The sequence below is a fragment of the Streptococcus mitis genome (assembly GCF_003942765.1).
GTDB lineage: Bacteria > Bacillota > Bacilli > Lactobacillales > Streptococcaceae > Streptococcus > Streptococcus mitis_BE.
Map to the genome: position 1 here is coordinate 407441 of NZ_RJNW01000001.1, position 14476 is coordinate 421916.

Below are 14476 nucleotides of genomic sequence, written 5' to 3' on the forward strand. Positions count from 1 at the left end.
TATTCCTCCTATACAAGCCAACCCGAATTGGCTGTAATCTTCTCTGCTATGCCTGTCAAAGCATCTTGAGCATCATCATGAGAGTTTCTACCCTCCCTTTGATAGGTCATAAGGCTTTTATACAACTCCGGCCAACGGCTGCGCCACCCTTCTGGAAAATAGACATGTTCCATTAACCACGTTGCATTTGTTAAAATACGAGCCTGCTTATTTTTTGACTGATGGAACCATTTGACTGTTGTATGATTTGTACCATGATTTTCTCTCATCAATCGTTCGATGTTCCGAGCGAAACCACGACCGCCATTGTTAGATTCAATCCAGCATAGATTGACCTCGTTCTCGACTAATTTCCTCGCTAATAAAGGTTCTGTCACTTCCATCGGCTCCTTCGTGAACAAGATATCTAAGATATAAGCTTCCTTATCTATCGTTTCTCCGTAGATATAACTAGCTAGATAGTCCTTACCTGTATCAGCTGTATCAGTATAGGCGCTAATACGCTTAAATATCGGTCTATCGACATAGGTTTTAAACTCGCTGTATAATCTACCCTTAATGTCAATGGGTTCTTGTTGATAGTTAGCTGAAGCAATATCTGCACCCATAGCCTTGACTTTGCGAAAATAAGACTCTTTGCTCAGAACATCCTCACACAACATAGTGTCTGTTTCTTCATCGTAGGTCCGCATGCTGATATGCTTGACACTATATCCAGATTCGGGGAGTTTGATCAAGGCCTTGCCAGCAAGGTCTTCGGAATGCCAGCGGGTCATGATGATAATCAGTTTGCCACCTTCTTCCAAACGCGACAGCATGGTATTTGTGAACCACTCCCAATGACCCTCTAGGATATTCGCATTATTGGCTTCCAGGGCGCTCTTAATCAAGTCATCTATGATAATGACATCTGCACCAAAACCTGTTGCGGTCCCGCCTGGTGAGGTCGCCAAGTAATTGTTATACCCCTTTTCTAATGACCACAGGTTCATAGCTCCGTCACCGCGCTTGATTTTGGTATCCGGGAATATGTCAGAAAAGACTGTGATGGAATCGTCTGCCTTTTCTTCCTGAATAGCGTTTCGAACAGATTTTGAAAATACTGTCGACAGCGTATCATTGTATGAGCCTGTCATGATCTTCTTGCTATTGTCGTTTCCTAAAAGCCACTGTACGAACATGCCAGCCGTACGAGATTTTCCGTGACGCGGGCCGATATTGATGATCAACACATTGTGCTCGTCGTCAGACATGAAGTTTTGAAAACTGTCACACAACTGTTTTAGATAGATTCTTTCTGGTTTGTAGAAATCTCCTGCCATAAGTTGGCAGTAGTAAAAGAAATTACGACGCGCAAGTTCCAGCTGCGCTTGCCTCTTGAGTGCCGCTTTATCCATCAGCAATTAACTTTCTTAATTCTTCAGTTGATAGACCAGCGAATGGATTTACTTGATTAACAGCTATTTCTCCGCCGTGTGTGACTGCTTGTTTTGCCTTAAAATCATTATCTCGACGCTCTAAGTACCATTTTGACAAGTCTGTATCACCGTCTTCAATTGCTTTTGATATATTAAGTTTAGCTCGTATTTTAACACGTTGCTTAAGTAGCCCTTTTCGCTCCGAAAATTCAGGATTTTCCTTGCAGTAATCATATAGAGTTGTGGTTCCTATATCAGCTAGAAGACAGGCTTCTTCATCACTCAAACCTCTCACAAACAACTCTTCTAATTTCCGGAGTGTCCCTTGGGTTATCTTGGTCGGCCTACCACGTTTTGTTTTCTTCACCAATATCATCACCACCTTTTTGTAATCAAAAAAGCCACTCGATGAGTGACTTAATGCAAGGCGACTACTACCTTGCGTGTGTATTAGAAATCAATTTGAAGTTTTCCTTTTTTTATTTTTTGTAGTCATTTAAAACCTCTGAGGGAATCAAACCCTCTAGCTTATAACTTACCTAGGATATAAGTAGCTATGCAATCATGCAAGGTCCAGTCGCTCCGCAACCATTTGTAAGTTAATGAGTGATATACTGCCTTACCCCTAATTCTTGATACTACCATTCTAACAGATTTTTAGAACCGTGCCGTCCCAAATAGTCCCATTTTGAACTTATGACATCAGATAACTTCTTCTAAGGCTAAAATTGCCTCATTCTTCAATCTGTAATAGGTTGTACGACTCATTTTCAAGTCATAACAAATACTATCAGCCGTACCTTTATTGATATAAGTCATTCGTAGGATTGTTCTATGCTTAGGATTTGTCAGCTTGTTAATCATCCGCCCCAATTCCATTTTTCGATTGATTACAACATTGGTATCTTTCTCAATTTCGTCTTTCATCGTGATCAACTGAGCGTACACATCATCAATCTTTCTTGTCTGCCCACCTTTTACTTTAGCTTCGGCCCACTTTGGACTTGAGAGCAGGCCAGCCTCAAGTTCGTTGATTTCGTCAATACGACTCTGGATATCCATGTCAAGGTTCTGTAATTCGCTTAAAAGCTCTTTAGCCTTCACTCTCTATCTCCTTTTGTGATATAATAATATTATTGAGATTATAGCTGAGACAGAGAGTGTCTTGGCTTTTTTTATTTTAGTAGCTATTGAGTATCATCATCGTCTTTTCGTAGCTTAGATATACTTTTGCTCTTTCCTCCTCGTATCCGAATACTTTTGGAATTCTGAAGTAAATGATTGTAGCGTTGTCATGTTGTTTGACAACTGAGAAGATGTGCTTGAGCAAGTCTTTTCTAAAGGCTACGTTAGGGAAAACTACAAGCTCTCGAGCTCCTATTCCTGTTGTAGTCGCTTTATTTATTCGGCTCCCTGTGTACGGATATTTTTTAGGTCTCATTCTTGTTCTCCATCTCCTCAATCAACCAATCCAGGTTCTTGCGTGCTTTTTTTAAATCTTCGAGACCGTTTTTCTTCTGGTGTCGTAGTATGTATTTCAAACTGTTGCCTAGATAAAAACCTTTCATCTGTTCTGGTGTCATGAAATTTCTTAGAGCATCAATAGATTCCATACCATACCGTCCTTGGTAGTGGCTTGGGTTATTTACATTATCAATTATTTCCGGATTCATTACTTAACCTCCTTAAAGCGCCCATCCATAAAAATCTCTAGTGGTCTAATCCAGCACCTAACTTTTTTATCCAAAGAAACGTAAACCACACATTTCTCTAGTGTTTCTTCCCACATACCGACTTGCACCACTTTATACCTTTTTCCGGATTTGAGATGAAGCCATACAGAGTTTATTTCAGGTATCATCACTCCACCTCCCCAATAATATCCAATACTTTCAAAAGTTTATCTACTGAATTTTGAGTGATAGAAATATGATGTTCTCCTAAATTGTAAGGTGTTCTTAAAAACAAGATATTAGGGCCTAGACAGAGGCGACTAATATCATCTATGTTGATAAGCTCATCTTCAGTATGTCCTCTATAACAAGATTGTATTTTAACAAATTTTGTCATTTATTCCACCTCCTCAAAGCGCCCATCTATTTTTGGACTTATTTCTTTTGAAAATAGGATTTTTCTTTTCTTTTTTCTTCTGCTTGTGATAATCGCTATCTTTGTTGAAGATAATATCTTCATTTTCAATCAGTTCAGGAATGAAGTATTTAGATGGGTGTCGTTCAGGTCGTTCCATATTACCACCTCATATATAAATATTTCATATCAATATCTTGTCCTAAAATACAATCTCTCAATGATCTCAAATCTTCTAACGCACTGCTGACGGTCCCCCATTTGTTTTCAGGTTCATATTGCACATACTTTTCAGGATACTGTTCCAATTCTGAGATACCACGTTGAATGTTTTCAAAAATCTGAGCAACATTGTAGATAGTACCTTGTTTGAAATCCCAATCCATAGCAACCCTGAACATTTTCCCAAGATTGTAAGTTGGAGAACTATTTTCAGGTTCATCTATGCAAATATAATCTCCGCTTTCTATTTTTCCTAAGATTTCCAAATCATAACTCATTACTCCATCTCCTCCATCTTTACTTTATACATTCGCTCCCCTCGATACTTGCTCTCAAGCTGAGCCTTGCATTTAGCAGCATCTCCCTTTTTCTTAAAGAAGTGAGTTTCATCTACCATATTGTCAAAATATAGTGTTACTGTGTATGACATTTTTACCTCTTTTCCTCAACTGCTACCGTACTACCGATAAATTCTAAAAAGTAAAAAATAATTTTAAAGAATCCCTATTTTATAGGCTTTCTCTATTATTACTATTATTTTATATACTTTTTTTAAAAATATAGGTAGAAGAGTAGTATTATATATAAATATTAAATAAAAGTCAGTAATATCAAGGAGTTAGACTGCTACCGATGTGCTACCGATGTCTCATTTTATCGGTAGAATGCTACCGATCTACCCCCTCAACTGCTACCGATGACTACCGATAATTTTTAAATTGCTACCGATTAGTTTTTTTCCGAATTCTTCACTCTTACGAACCCTTTTGTACTTTTACCTCCTGCCCGGAAAACACTTTTTTTCCAATCAGAATGATTATCCATGATCATGTTAATCTTCGTTGACAGCTTCCTGTCATTCGAATTTCTCATAAATAAGTTGTACATCATTTCACGAGTCGAGACCTTATCTAGTTTTTTGATACCAGGTTCAAAGTCGCTACTATTATCAAAATATTTATTTGTGTATTGATGTTGTTGCTGAATAGACCAGTTTTGCCAATTTTCAGGGACGGGCATATCAAGATATTCAAGCACTTGTAACTCAACTTCATCACGATACATGAACTGTTCACGGTAGATATTCAATTCATCCTCTGTATTTTCATCAAACATCAAATCAGCACCAGCACGATAGATTGTAACGGCTTCGCCCCAAATTTGTTCGATTGTATCAGGCTCGATTTCCATTGGATGTTTCTTTTGCTGCTTGCTATCTGCCATAATCGGGAGAAATCGACGTTCACCGGTTTTGTCCTTCAGGTATTCTGTTTGGTTAGTAGTTCTAGCTAAAATGAAGTTTTTGGCAAACTCTTCTGTGCGTTTCATGTAGGGCTTACGATACCGTAAGCTAGTTTTTGATATAAAGGCTTTCGTTTCAGCAAAGCTCATACGATTACTGGCCACCATTTCATCATCGTTGACGATTAGACTCTTTAACATAATGTCGTAATTATCTTTATTAGAGAAATCTGTTACGGCATCCGTATACCATTCGCCACCCAATTTTTGGAGGAGGGACGTTTTCCCAACTCCTTGTCCACCGACCAGGTCCAGAACATAGTCAAACTTAACGTATGGATCATAAACTTTAGCAACTGCACCAACTAGCCACATTTGAGCGATTTTAGAAATTAAAGGGATATCTTCAGCACCGAGATATACTTGAAGCATGCGGTCAATCCGGTTTCTGCCGTCCCACTTCTCAGCTGCTCTCTCCATATACTCAATAACTGGATTGTATGATCTTTCTGAAAAGAAAGTCTCCATGCCATCAAGCATCGCTTGGTTTGAGAAAGCAACACCTAATACACTTTCAAAGTAAACCTTTACGACTGAATCAAAGTTAGAAGGGAGCTCACCTTTTTTAAAAAGAGTGTTGCCAATCTTGATATCTTTAAGGAGTTCATGTTCCTGGGAGAAATCATTGTGTTTTAAATAAATACTTAGTTGATCATCAGCTTTAAACGCTACAAGTACATTCATCGGGCTGTTCGCTTTGATGTCACCTTTTGCATTTGTGATCATTCTGTCTTGTGAATTTATACTTACTACATCACCGATTTCTCTCACCTCCTATCCTTTTTAATCATACTTTCAACAGTACGCATCACTTCCTTTTCTGATAGAGGATTTCGACTGTTAGTATTTGCCAGTCTTGCAAGTTGAATTACTACTTCATCATCAACTGCTCGATATAATAGACCACCTACGAATTTTGCTAGTTTATCATTTCGCCCACCCTCATCACCAAAGCCAAGGCAGATGGTTTCAAAGAGATCTGTAGTCTGTGTTCGTTCTCTAGTATGTGAACGTCTAACTAAGTCCCTAAGACCATCCTTACCATCATACTTATAGCCATGAGTTTCGCCATACTGTTTTTTTATAGCCTGGATTAATTCTTTTGAAGGAGTAACCATAGTACCACCTTCCTTAGACTTTTCCAGATCCCACTCATACTGCCCTTTTTCTGTTGCTGACGGAGCAACCAAAACATAATTGTTTTCATGGGCTTTGATGTCAACACCTGGTAAGAAATTAATCATTTGAGTGATAGGGGTATCCTCTCTTTTGAAGTAAAAGAGGTGTTTCCCACCGCTTGCCGTCTTAGCTTGCAGTGTCGGTTCAATCAATCCCAAATATTTCCATTTTTTAAGCGACTCAAAGCCGTTTGACTTGCCGTGCTTGTCAATATCAATGACAAAGAAGTTTGTAGTTCTGAGGGCAATATTTGCATTAGGGTAGCCGTCCCAAAAATTTTCAATCTCGGCAGGAGTCATGGCAGGCTTATCGGCAAATTCAATCAAAGGCATCTTATTCTTTGGATTGATGGGTATTACTGAAAATCCCAATTTTTGATACTGTAATGCGTATTCTTTCATCGACGGCATGGGTTTTTCTCCTCTTTGTAAATATAAACAAGTTCCTGGGCCATATAATTTGATTGATATTCATCTTCAGTCATTTTTAAATAAAATAACAACGATTGATAAGCTTCTTCAAATGTATTGAATGGTCCTAATCTTTCATCAGTTTCATCAATGACCCAAAACTTACTATTATTTAGAAAGGGAGGTCATCATCATCAAGTTCTGGTGTTGCTTCGACTTTGTTTCCAATATACTCTTCAAGATCATAATTGTAACCTGTCGATTTGTCACGTTTGGTGTATTCATCAATAACCAAGAGAAATTTTGTACCGACTGCCTTACGCTTCAAAGCCTCTTCCATAGACTTATTGTCCTCAAGGTCTGCACCACGCATTTTGTCATCTGCTAGTTCAAGAGTTTTTTGGAAAAATTTGACCGTTGTTTCAACCATATTTGTCAAGTCCATCTTCTTACCGTCTTTTACCCAATCAACAAGGGTTCCCATACCAATGAATTGTGTACGACCGTTGAATGGACTTTCTGGATCACGGACTTCAAAGGCGTAATTGATAGATTCCCATTTGCTATCAGCGATACGGGCCTCAACACTTGTTAAAATAACCTGATATTCACCACCGGGAAGATGCTGGCTTCCGTTAACTTTGTCTTTCCGTGGATCATATCCGTTAGCCTTTAATTGTTTTGCAATATCATATAAACTCATATTTTTTCTCCTTTATTTCTTAAAAAATATCATCTTCGGCAACTACTTCAACTTTTTTAGGTGCCTCTTTTTTTGTGCTCTTTGTTGATTTGGTAGCTGTCATAGTAACAGCACCGTCAATTGTCTGCAAAATCTTCAAAATTGCCTTATCGTCAATCTGGTCAGATTTGTAAGTTTTACGTTTGCGGATAACCTCTCGGTTGTAGTTGTTCCCAAGTTTTTCAGTCCGAATCATCAAGTCTGAGTTTCCATTGATGAGGTTGACATATTTCTCACGTAAACTTGGTAAAGTCTTAACTGCTTTTCCGTCGTCATTGTATTCAGTGATTTCACGGCTGATGTAGATAACATTCATTGGCAGAGCTTTAAGATCAATAACCAATTCTGTCAAAGCTTGGTTGAAATAATCATAACCTTTACCGTAGCCGATTTCTGATAGTGACTTAACATCAAATTCACCACATACAGCAATTTTGATCATGTCAATAACATCGTCAATAACATCAACTACTACTGTTTCATAAGTATGTTTCTGTGTTTGAAGAGCCAGTAAGATTTCACTAAGCTGCTCAATCACTGATTTTATGATATGACCGTTCTTGTCCTTTTCGTTGACAAGTTGGATTGCTGGAACACTATTTGCACTAGCGTTTCCATCTGTGTTCAAAATAATTGGGTTGGGAAATTCGTTAGCTAGGTAAGATTTCCCGCTCATAGTTGCTCCATAGAAAAAGAAATTTCTTGGAGTATCCACTGGAACTCGTGGTTTATTTACTGGAAGTGTAAATGCCATTAGAGAAGCCCTCCAATAATATCCTTAATCATGTCCTCAATTGATGAACGGTCACGCTTGATAGGTTCAACTTCTGAGCCATTCGGATAGGCCAATTTGTATTCTGCTTCAACTGCGACGATTTCACAGTCAAAAGCTGTCGCAAGAGCCTTGTAGGTCTTTTTGTTTTCTTCGTATTTTTTACGAGGAATCTTCAAGCAATGTTCCAAGCAACAATAGTCAGCTACAAATGCCAAGGAACCTCTGTCTTTGTAAGACTCAAGAAATTTTCCAGTTTCACGACTACGAAATACGATCATTTCAGTTTTTTTGTTCATTTTGTTTTCCTCTTTTTTTACTTTCTTTATAATAAAATTCAATTACATTTACATCATGCTGCTGCCGTGAACCAGTCACGCGCCACAACAATTGACGATAGTCATCATATTCACCAGAAGACTTATCCACCGGATCCAGCACGACAACCGTTTGATATTTATGCTGCAGACCATCAACCCCCACTCCAAGGACTTGACTGGTAGCTACGACTATTTGATTTTCTAGACCTTCTTGTATGTCTCCAGTCCATATTCCAATATTTGGATGGCGCTCACGAATAACATTCACAATCTGCTTAGATTTGCTGACAATCAACATATCGTGTGGTGCTCGTTCAATCAGTCCATCTAATTTCAATAATAGAGGTGTATCAGCATTAACTGGCTTTAGTTTTGGAAAATCGATTGCTACACCCGTTTGATTAAGATAGCGCTCAAAGGTCTTTCTTCCAAACGATTGCTTAGCCATGGCGGTCTTGCCGTCAACTGTTACAAGATTTAGCTTTCTAAATTCTGAAAGCCTATCGGTGTTCCCTGGTTCTACCTTGATTGGATAAAACTTAATCTCAAAACCGTTGTTTTCAACTGCATTTTCGATTTCTTCGATTTCTTCCCAACGAAAGAAATTTGGTAAATCTGAGATGTATTTCTCATAATCTCTGAAATCTTCCCACTTCTCTTTTGAGTAGCTGAATGGATCATAGACCATTTTTCCATGAGTCTTTTGCCAGTCAAATTTATTATTTGGGGTTGCCCAACCAAATACCGTTTTTTCAAGCGGATAGAAATTTTGTCCTTTTTTCCGGATTGGTGTCGCTGAAAGACCTATCGTGTATTTTCGCTTTATTTTGCGATATAAGGCCACTTGTTTGTCAGACGACATATTCTGCCATTCGTCTACTATCAGCACATCACAATCTAATTTATGTCCCTTTTTGACTTGATTTTGAAGATATCTATCAGTTTGAATGATAATCTCAACATCTTTATCAAAGTTCATAAACTTGACTGCATCTATCCAACCATTCAGGATAGCCAGTCGGTTATTGGTGATGATGATTTTCTTAGCTTTTTTATGTTTTGCGATAGCAAGTGCACAGATAGTTTTACCTCTGCCCCCAAGAGCCTCTAAAAAGATTCCATTTGATAAATGGTCGCTTCTTTTAACCGCTTCAGCTTGCCACTTTCTTAGCATTATCGTTATACTTACTCACCACCTTTCCAATATCTTGAATTACTTCTTCAATATCATTTCTCATTGCCCAAAATAATCCAAGTCTTGCTGCCGCTCTGACATCCTGGTGATGGCTTTTCTCGAATTTCCAAAGGCCCAAAATTTTTAAAAGGTCATCTGGGATATCAGATTTATAACCTGCATTGTTTTGCAATACGGATTTTGGAAAAATGATTTGAAATAAATCTATTGTCTCAAGAACCGAATTATCTTTTGATTTGTCATTGTCTCTAACTTCAAATTTCTCAATAACGACTACATCAGCTTGTAGGAAACGGCCCACCTCTTCAAACCACTTACGGATGTCATGGATTTTTGCAGAGGGAACTACCCAATGATTTACTAATTTTGCGTTATCGAGTAAAACTATGCCATTTGTGCTATCTACAGCCTTTGCGCTACCAGGATCGATTGCTAAAATTTTCATCAAACACCAACTTTCTCAGTCAGCACTCCTGGATAAAGGGCAGTGTTAAACCAATTTTGTTTATTTACCTTTGCAAAAGCAAACAAAGTCTTAATTTCTTTTGCTTGTTTTTCGAATCTTCGAATATCTTCTTCCGATTCAAAGATAGGTTTTTCTTTGTATTTAGCAACTGTGACCAGCTTGTATTCCGGAGTGAATACTGGCTTTTCATTTCCTTGATCAAGATTCGTTTCATCTACTTTCACAAAACGAATCGCAACATCAAATAGAAAATCTTCAGTAACAAGTACTTCAATTGATTCTGGTCCAATCACAACTGCTAGTGAATCTGTTACTCGTGTTTTATTCGTCAATTCCATTACTTAATCCTCAAACTTCTACTTTCTTGCAAGGTAGCACCCTTGACTTTCTTACCTGCATTCAGCAATTCCTTGATAGCATTTTTGTCAGGTTTTTTTGCAATTACAAAATATTTCTTAGGTAGCAGATCCTCATCCACAATGACTGAAGGTTGATTTTTTGCCAGATAAACAGTAAAAAGTAACCCCTTAACTTTGTCATGTCTGGTGATTTCAAAAGCACCTTGCAAGACAGTTTTAAGTCGTGTGATATCATTATCAATTGACTTATACCTTGCTGTCAGACGGTCAATCTCTTCTTTGAGCTGTTTCTTGTCAGCTTCTTTATTTTTGATAACCTTGACCGTATTTTCAACTTTCTCCTCGAACTGGTCCGTCCAATCAATCGAATCCAGGGTATCAGCTTTTGTTTCTTCGTCCAGCCCTTCCATGTCATTGATCTGTTTAAAGATTCCTGTTAGTGCGTATAAACTAGCCATTATTTTCTACCTCTCTGATTTTATTTGCAAGTTTTGTTAGTCCAATACCAGATTTAGTCAAATCAGCATTGGACGTGAATAAATGATTTTGATTCATTCTAGCGATTTCGTTTTTAGATAAACAAGCAAGATTTGAAATATCATAGTTTGTTTTATCTCCGTCTAGGAAGACAATCGAATGCCCCTTAGGTATCGGCCCGTGATGTTCCTCCCAGACCTTGCGGTGTTTCAAAACCCATCGATTAGGTTCTCCAATCTTTTCTTTTGGATAACCGTCTGTTGTGTAGTTGATAGTGCCGACAGGTACATAATTCGGAGGTCGATTACCTTTTTTGAACTGCCCGCTGTTTTTTGGCATATTGGGGTATTTCTTCCCCTTATTGTGGGGAGTCTGGCCTTTCTCGAATCTTCCCGTTAAACCACTATGTAGATTGTTATTTCTTCGATAATTCCTGATCTGTTTCTCATTTAGTGATAATCCAAATTTTTGGTTCATTTCATTTGCGACATCGCGAGAAATCTTATTTTTTTGGATAAAGACAAGATAATCGTGTTGCTCCTTTGTCAGCAGTTTACCTTGATAGGCTTCACCAACAAGCAAGCCTAAACGTTTACGCACACCGCCGATTTGAGTCTTGTTGTAATTCGTCCCAAATTTCTCATTTAGTAACCTGGTTACTTCAGGAGTTAATCGACCAGGGCAAATTTCACGCATGTACTCCGTGTACTCATCCTTCCAACAAAGCGATCGGGGCATTAACCTCACCTACCTTGTCTTTGAATTTTTCGGCATCTAGCGCCAACTGGCCAGCTTGAAGGATTTGACCTGAGATTGCGACCATCTGTTTTGATCTTTGGAGTTCCGTCTTTAATTCATCTGCAGTAAGATCCCTGTCGTCCAACGTTTCTAGTTGGGCAAAAAGAGTATTGGTTAAATCTGTCAATTTATTTCGAACCATTTTAAACTCCTTCTTCTACACCTTTTGCGAGTCCCACAGGTGGTTCTACATCATAAGTAAATTGCTTATCTGAATTTCTCAGATTCATGCGTGCAATATTGCTCGCCATCAGCTGACGCTCTTTTTGTTTCATTTCAGCGTGGTCATCTAGTTTATTTACTAGCGACCATAGACCGATTCCGATGATTGTTACCAGGTAAATGTATTCCATCATTTTACATTCTCCTTTTCCTTGTAGATTGCTACGATTTTTTCAAGATCAGTTATATGCTGATTCGCTTGTTGGTATTTTTCTTGAAGGTCAATCAATGCTCTGTTTAAATCCAAAGCTACGATTCTCCAGTCAGTATTTATTTCTTTGGACAACCAGTTTTTTAATCTTACTAATAGATTCATTCTTTCCTCACTTTGCTAACTGACTTTGAAAACGTAGTACGTCGTTCATGTCATATAAATATTTACCGCCTTTAGCATTTTGCTGATAGCGGAATTTCCCTGCATCTCTAAAATCTTCAATTTTCTTACGACCCCAACCGGTCTTCTCTTGGACGTCTTTAATTGAAGCCCAGTTCGTTCCTCTTGCCACTCGTAATTTAGCTTCAGTCATAGCTTTCACATTTAACTGGACAAGTTCTTCTAGCAGTTCATTTTTGAAATCTTCCCCAAACAATTCCAAAGCCATTGGCAATTTCCTCTCTTTCGTGTTATAATTTGATTAGTAATTTTTGATTAGCGCCTGACTTCTGTTAGGTGCTTTTTTTGTTTCATCTTGAAATCATGAATTCTGATTCGTGGTTTGTTGAACTTGCTCGCTCAATTTATCAAGATTTTGAGAAATCAATTTTAGATTCTCACTAATCGAGCGTGACTTTTTTTGATATGGCAATCTCAGAAATTTACCACCAGAGCTGACTACCTTAATGATTTTTTCAAGGTGGTCTTTTTCTTTTTCAAGAGCATCAATAAATTCTTCCATCCTACTACTCAAACCTTTCCGTTGAGTACCTGACTTCTGTTAGGTGCTTTTTTTGTTTTAATTATATTGTTACCGTTTTGGTGACTTTCTTGGTAAAAAAATATCTTGCAAAGGTTTATCAAAAAAGCTACGCAAGAAAAACATTTCATCTTGAGTAAAAGCGCTCTGCCCCTTCTCTTTCTGACGATATGCAGTTTCTGAAATACCAAGTTTTTGGGCCAATTCTTTCTGAGTAATGCCTTTTTCTTTTCTTAGTTGGTACAGATAAATTTGCACATTCCTACCTCCTTATCTAAGTTCATCTAATCTGACTTTCCAGCGCCCTGAGTTCAATCTCATGGCTGACTTGTCTAAATAGCTTCTCACATGCTATTTTAGCTTCTCTGTACGTTGTGTTCTCGCTGATGAAGTAATCAGCAAGTTCAATGATTTTATCTTCCAATATTGCCTCCAAAAATCAGTCCCAAGACCGATGTATTGTTTTATATAAACTGCTACATTAGCAGTAATTTTAAGAAACGAGGAATTCCTAATGGATGATTTATTACCAACAATATTAACTTCTTTTGCAACTACTATGGCTACAAAAGGGGCGGAAGCTCCCGCTCAGACTTTTAATGAAGCGTGGAAGTATTTTTTTGGTGGAGTAAACAGCTTCTTGATGAGAGCTAATTTAAAACGTGAAGTCAATGACGTGAAATACGCACAATCCTTTATAGACAAAGCTTTCAAAATCCCTAATGAACAACTACAAGAACCAAAGCTTAGTATAATCGGTCCTGCTCTAGAAGCTTCAAAGTTTTATATTGATGAAGAAGAAATCAGAGAAATGTTCGCGTCTTTATTAGCTGCATCATTTGATAGCTCAAAAAATGATATTTTACACCACTCGTATATTGAGATTATTAAACAATTATCCCCACTAGATGCTAAAAACCTCAGGTTTATTTTTGATAATAAAAAATATCCTATAGCTAAGTATTCAAGCAACACTCCTGGAACATATGCTTACAAAGATTTAAAGACAAATGTATTTTTACCAGAACACGATGTTTTATCAAATGAGTTAATCAAAATTATAGATAATAACTCATCTTCAATTTCAAATTTAGAACGTCTAGGTTTAATATTTGTTAATCGCATCAATCCATTAGCAGATGATTCTTTATATCACAATTTAGAACACAATCAATTGGTAGATTTTTATAAAGAATTACTCCACGAAGAAAACTTGGAATTAGATATTACAAAACAAAGCGTTTCGATGACACCTTTTGGTAAAAACTTTTGCTCTATTTGTATTTATTAGAAATTCTATCCATTGTATCTAAAGTAAGTTTTTGTATCTCTTTTCGTGCTTGCAATTCATTGTCAAAGAAATTCTCAAGCATTTCGGTCAATCTATTAGAATATCCTCGCAATAGCATTACCGTTACCAAAAACGAAGTAATTACTGAGACGAGAACTGCTGAAAAAACACTTTCCATTTTCCTACTCCTTTCCTTTTTTATCACATCGGTACTTCACTATCTGACGGATAGTAAAAGATACAATCACAAATCCTGCTAGGATTATCAATCCAGTTTCTTCACTCATTGCTTTTCACGGCA

29 protein-coding genes are annotated in these 14476 nt (G+C 37.6%); 1 reads left to right on the plus strand and 28 read right to left on the minus strand.

What is annotated here, in order from left to right; translation table 11 throughout:
• Window positions 1–8: 8 nt before the first annotated feature.
• The 27 genes from terL to D8849_RS10440 form a co-directional block, all read right to left on the minus strand.
• Window positions 9–1400: a phage terminase large subunit gene (gene terL, locus D8849_RS02110; RefSeq protein ID WP_419991695.1), complete on the minus strand. Its 1392-nt coding sequence runs from the start codon at window positions 1398–1400 to the stop codon at window positions 9–11.
• Window positions 1390–1794 (minus strand): hypothetical protein, encoded by a 405-nt coding sequence (locus tag D8849_RS02115; RefSeq protein WP_260467558.1) that lies wholly within the window; start codon window positions 1792–1794, stop codon window positions 1390–1392. The genes terL and D8849_RS02115 overlap by 11 nt, the downstream gene beginning before the upstream one ends.
• Window positions 1795–2120: 326 nt before the next feature.
• Window positions 2121–2480: a DUF1492 domain-containing protein gene (locus tag D8849_RS02120; RefSeq protein ID WP_049479278.1), complete on the minus strand. Its 360-nt coding sequence runs from the start codon at window positions 2478–2480 to the stop codon at window positions 2121–2123.
• Window positions 2481–2598: 118 nt separating this feature from the next.
• Window positions 2599–2859, minus strand: coding sequence for a hypothetical protein (locus D8849_RS02125; RefSeq protein ID WP_125386049.1), 261 nt, complete (start codon window positions 2857–2859; stop codon window positions 2599–2601).
• Complete coding sequence (locus tag D8849_RS02130; RefSeq protein WP_125386050.1) at window positions 2849–3091, minus strand: DUF3310 domain-containing protein; 243 nt, start codon at window positions 3089–3091, stop codon at window positions 2849–2851. The genes D8849_RS02125 and D8849_RS02130 overlap by 11 nt, the downstream gene beginning before the upstream one ends.
• Complete coding sequence (locus D8849_RS10795) at window positions 3091–3279, minus strand: DUF1653 domain-containing protein (protein ID WP_125386051.1); 189 nt, start codon at window positions 3277–3279, stop codon at window positions 3091–3093. The genes D8849_RS02130 and D8849_RS10795 overlap by 1 nt, the downstream gene beginning before the upstream one ends.
• Window positions 3279–3488: a hypothetical protein gene (locus tag D8849_RS02140; RefSeq protein ID WP_003039255.1), complete on the minus strand. Its 210-nt coding sequence runs from the start codon at window positions 3486–3488 to the stop codon at window positions 3279–3281. The genes D8849_RS10795 and D8849_RS02140 overlap by 1 nt, the downstream gene beginning before the upstream one ends.
• A gap of 13 nt (window positions 3489–3501) precedes the next feature.
• On the minus strand, window positions 3502–3666 hold the full coding sequence (locus D8849_RS10425; RefSeq protein WP_185756193.1) for a hypothetical protein: 165 nt from the start codon (window positions 3664–3666) through the stop codon (window positions 3502–3504).
• A gap of 1 nt (window position 3667) precedes the next feature.
• The gene (locus D8849_RS02145; RefSeq protein ID WP_125386052.1) at window positions 3668–4006 is read right to left on the minus strand and encodes a hypothetical protein; all 339 of its coding nucleotides are present in this window, start codon (window positions 4004–4006) and stop codon (window positions 3668–3670) included.
• Complete coding sequence (locus D8849_RS10430; protein ID WP_185756194.1) at window positions 4006–4158, minus strand: DUF7204 family protein; 153 nt, start codon at window positions 4156–4158, stop codon at window positions 4006–4008. The genes D8849_RS02145 and D8849_RS10430 overlap by 1 nt, the downstream gene beginning before the upstream one ends.
• 299 nt (window positions 4159–4457) lie before the next feature.
• Window positions 4458–5756, minus strand: coding sequence for a virulence-associated E family protein (locus D8849_RS02150; RefSeq protein WP_125386247.1), 1299 nt, complete (start codon window positions 5754–5756; stop codon window positions 4458–4460).
• Window positions 5757–5797: 41 nt separating this feature from the next.
• Window positions 5798–6619: a bifunctional DNA primase/polymerase gene (locus D8849_RS02155; RefSeq protein WP_125386053.1), complete on the minus strand. Its 822-nt coding sequence runs from the start codon at window positions 6617–6619 to the stop codon at window positions 5798–5800.
• Between the two features lie 172 nt (window positions 6620–6791).
• Window positions 6792–7322: a hypothetical protein gene (locus D8849_RS02160; protein ID WP_125386054.1), complete on the minus strand. Its 531-nt coding sequence runs from the start codon at window positions 7320–7322 to the stop codon at window positions 6792–6794.
• A 19-nt stretch (window positions 7323–7341) separates the two neighbouring features.
• Entirely contained in the window at window positions 7342–8115 is a 774-nt protein-coding gene (locus tag D8849_RS02165) for an AAA family ATPase (protein WP_125386055.1), read from the minus strand.
• Window positions 8115–8432, minus strand: coding sequence for a hypothetical protein (locus tag D8849_RS02170; RefSeq protein ID WP_125386056.1), 318 nt, complete (start codon window positions 8430–8432; stop codon window positions 8115–8117). The genes D8849_RS02165 and D8849_RS02170 overlap by 1 nt, the downstream gene beginning before the upstream one ends.
• Window positions 8416–9627 carry a DEAD/DEAH box helicase family protein gene (locus D8849_RS02175; RefSeq protein WP_125386057.1) on the minus strand — a complete coding sequence of 404 codons (1212 nt, stop codon included), beginning with the start codon at window positions 9625–9627 and terminating at the stop codon, window positions 8416–8418. Before D8849_RS02175 ends, D8849_RS02170 begins: the two co-directional genes overlap by 17 nt.
• The gene (locus tag D8849_RS02180) at window positions 9605–10093 is read right to left on the minus strand and encodes a hypothetical protein (protein ID WP_125386058.1); all 489 of its coding nucleotides are present in this window, start codon (window positions 10091–10093) and stop codon (window positions 9605–9607) included. The genes D8849_RS02175 and D8849_RS02180 overlap by 23 nt, the downstream gene beginning before the upstream one ends.
• Window positions 10093–10452, minus strand: a complete 360-nt coding sequence (locus D8849_RS02185; protein WP_125386059.1) for a hypothetical protein — start codon at window positions 10450–10452, stop codon at window positions 10093–10095. Before D8849_RS02185 ends, D8849_RS02180 begins: the two co-directional genes overlap by 1 nt.
• Complete coding sequence (locus D8849_RS02190; RefSeq protein ID WP_125386060.1) at window positions 10452–10931, minus strand: siphovirus Gp157 family protein; 480 nt, start codon at window positions 10929–10931, stop codon at window positions 10452–10454. Before D8849_RS02190 ends, D8849_RS02185 begins: the two co-directional genes overlap by 1 nt.
• Complete coding sequence (locus D8849_RS02195; RefSeq protein WP_125386248.1) at window positions 10924–11646, minus strand: HNH endonuclease signature motif containing protein; 723 nt, start codon at window positions 11644–11646, stop codon at window positions 10924–10926. Before D8849_RS02195 ends, D8849_RS02190 begins: the two co-directional genes overlap by 8 nt.
• Window positions 11647–11659: 13 nt before the next feature.
• The gene (locus D8849_RS02200) at window positions 11660–11890 is read right to left on the minus strand and encodes a hypothetical protein (RefSeq protein WP_000252079.1); all 231 of its coding nucleotides are present in this window, start codon (window positions 11888–11890) and stop codon (window positions 11660–11662) included.
• A gap of 1 nt (window position 11891) precedes the next feature.
• Window positions 11892–12104, minus strand: a complete 213-nt coding sequence (locus D8849_RS02205) for a hypothetical protein (RefSeq protein ID WP_125386061.1) — start codon at window positions 12102–12104, stop codon at window positions 11892–11894.
• On the minus strand, window positions 12101–12286 hold the full coding sequence (locus D8849_RS02210) for a hypothetical protein (RefSeq protein ID WP_125386062.1): 186 nt from the start codon (window positions 12284–12286) through the stop codon (window positions 12101–12103). The genes D8849_RS02205 and D8849_RS02210 overlap by 4 nt, the downstream gene beginning before the upstream one ends.
• A 7-nt stretch (window positions 12287–12293) precedes the next feature.
• The gene (locus D8849_RS02215; protein WP_049542764.1) at window positions 12294–12572 is read right to left on the minus strand and encodes a helix-turn-helix domain-containing protein; all 279 of its coding nucleotides are present in this window, start codon (window positions 12570–12572) and stop codon (window positions 12294–12296) included.
• A gap of 93 nt (window positions 12573–12665) precedes the next feature.
• Complete coding sequence (locus D8849_RS10435) at window positions 12666–12866, minus strand: hypothetical protein (protein WP_185756206.1); 201 nt, start codon at window positions 12864–12866, stop codon at window positions 12666–12668.
• 69 nt (window positions 12867–12935) lie between these two features.
• The gene (locus D8849_RS02220; RefSeq protein ID WP_045763047.1) at window positions 12936–13142 is read right to left on the minus strand and encodes a helix-turn-helix transcriptional regulator; all 207 of its coding nucleotides are present in this window, start codon (window positions 13140–13142) and stop codon (window positions 12936–12938) included.
• A gap of 22 nt (window positions 13143–13164) precedes the next feature.
• Window positions 13165–13308, minus strand: coding sequence for a hypothetical protein (locus D8849_RS10440; protein ID WP_185756195.1), 144 nt, complete (start codon window positions 13306–13308; stop codon window positions 13165–13167).
• A 90-nt stretch (window positions 13309–13398) separates the two neighbouring features.
• On the opposite strand from D8849_RS10440, the gene D8849_RS02225 reads away from it, so the two are divergent.
• Complete coding sequence (locus D8849_RS02225) at window positions 13399–14175, plus strand: DUF4393 domain-containing protein (RefSeq protein WP_125386063.1); 777 nt, start codon at window positions 13399–13401, stop codon at window positions 14173–14175.
• On the opposite strand, the gene D8849_RS02230 is transcribed toward D8849_RS02225, so the two are convergent.
• Window positions 14159–14353 carry a hypothetical protein gene (locus D8849_RS02230; RefSeq protein ID WP_125386064.1) on the minus strand — a complete coding sequence of 65 codons (195 nt, stop codon included), beginning with the start codon at window positions 14351–14353 and terminating at the stop codon, window positions 14159–14161. The two genes, D8849_RS02225 and D8849_RS02230, sit on opposite strands and share 17 nt — an antisense overlap.
• Window positions 14354–14476: the final 123 nt, after the last annotated feature.

Excerpts from the sequence above, each read along its gene's own strand:
- D8849_RS02225 (WP_125386063.1), top strand. The coding sequence starts at position 13,399 with ATGGATGATTTATTACCAACAATATTAACTTCTTTTGCAACTACTATG.
- D8849_RS02165 (WP_125386055.1), bottom strand. The coding sequence starts at position 8,115 with ATGGCATTTACACTTCCAGTAAATAAACCACGAGTTCCAGTGGATACT.
- D8849_RS02180 (WP_125386058.1), bottom strand. The coding sequence starts at position 10,093 with ATGAAAATTTTAGCAATCGATCCTGGTAGCGCAAAGGCTGTAGATAGC.
- D8849_RS02170 (WP_125386056.1), bottom strand. The coding sequence starts at position 8,432 with ATGAACAAAAAAACTGAAATGATCGTATTTCGTAGTCGTGAAACTGGA.
- D8849_RS02200 (WP_000252079.1), bottom strand. The coding sequence starts at position 11,890 with ATGGTTCGAAATAAATTGACAGATTTAACCAATACTCTTTTTGCCCAA.
- D8849_RS02175 (WP_125386057.1), bottom strand. The coding sequence starts at position 9,627 with ATGCTAAGAAAGTGGCAAGCTGAAGCGGTTAAAAGAAGCGACCATTTA.
- D8849_RS02140 (WP_003039255.1), bottom strand. The coding sequence starts at position 3,488 with ATGACAAAATTTGTTAAAATACAATCTTGTTATAGAGGACATACTGAA.
- D8849_RS02150 (WP_125386247.1), bottom strand. The coding sequence starts at position 5,756 with ATGATCACAAATGCAAAAGGTGACATCAAAGCGAACAGCCCGATGAAT.
- D8849_RS02125 (WP_125386049.1), bottom strand. The coding sequence starts at position 2,859 with ATGAGACCTAAAAAATATCCGTACACAGGGAGCCGAATAAATAAAGCG.
- D8849_RS02205 (WP_125386061.1), bottom strand. The coding sequence starts at position 12,104 with ATGATGGAATACATTTACCTGGTAACAATCATCGGAATCGGTCTATGG.
- D8849_RS10425 (WP_185756193.1), bottom strand. The coding sequence starts at position 3,666 with ATGGAACGACCTGAACGACACCCATCTAAATACTTCATTCCTGAACTG.
- D8849_RS02130 (WP_125386050.1), bottom strand. The coding sequence starts at position 3,091 with ATGAATCCGGAAATAATTGATAATGTAAATAACCCAAGCCACTACCAA.
- D8849_RS02185 (WP_125386059.1), bottom strand. The coding sequence starts at position 10,452 with ATGGAATTGACGAATAAAACACGAGTAACAGATTCACTAGCAGTTGTG.
- D8849_RS02115 (WP_260467558.1), bottom strand. The coding sequence starts at position 1,794 with ATGATATTGGTGAAGAAAACAAAACGTGGTAGGCCGACCAAGATAACC.
- D8849_RS02215 (WP_049542764.1), bottom strand. The coding sequence starts at position 12,572 with ATGGCTTTGGAATTGTTTGGGGAAGATTTCAAAAATGAACTGCTAGAA.
- D8849_RS02155 (WP_125386053.1), bottom strand. The coding sequence starts at position 6,619 with ATGCCGTCGATGAAAGAATACGCATTACAGTATCAAAAATTGGGATTT.
- D8849_RS02120 (WP_049479278.1), bottom strand. The coding sequence starts at position 2,480 with ATGGATATCCAGAGTCGTATTGACGAAATCAACGAACTTGAGGCTGGC.
- D8849_RS02230 (WP_125386064.1), bottom strand. The coding sequence starts at position 14,353 with ATGGAAAGTGTTTTTTCAGCAGTTCTCGTCTCAGTAATTACTTCGTTT.
- D8849_RS02190 (WP_125386060.1), bottom strand. The coding sequence starts at position 10,931 with ATGGCTAGTTTATACGCACTAACAGGAATCTTTAAACAGATCAATGAC.
- D8849_RS10795 (WP_125386051.1), bottom strand. The coding sequence starts at position 3,279 with ATGATACCTGAAATAAACTCTGTATGGCTTCATCTCAAATCCGGAAAA.
- D8849_RS10435 (WP_185756206.1), bottom strand. The coding sequence starts at position 12,866 with ATGGAAGAATTTATTGATGCTCTTGAAAAAGAAAAAGACCACCTTGAA.
- D8849_RS10430 (WP_185756194.1), bottom strand. The coding sequence starts at position 4,158 with ATGTCATACACAGTAACACTATATTTTGACAATATGGTAGATGAAACT.
- D8849_RS02195 (WP_125386248.1), bottom strand. The coding sequence starts at position 11,646 with ATGCGTGAAATTTGCCCTGGTCGATTAACTCCTGAAGTAACCAGGTTA.
- D8849_RS02210 (WP_125386062.1), bottom strand. The coding sequence starts at position 12,286 with ATGAATCTATTAGTAAGATTAAAAAACTGGTTGTCCAAAGAAATAAAT.
- D8849_RS02145 (WP_125386052.1), bottom strand. The coding sequence starts at position 4,006 with ATGAGTTATGATTTGGAAATCTTAGGAAAAATAGAAAGCGGAGATTAT.
- D8849_RS02160 (WP_125386054.1), bottom strand. The coding sequence starts at position 7,322 with ATGAGTTTATATGATATTGCAAAACAATTAAAGGCTAACGGATATGAT.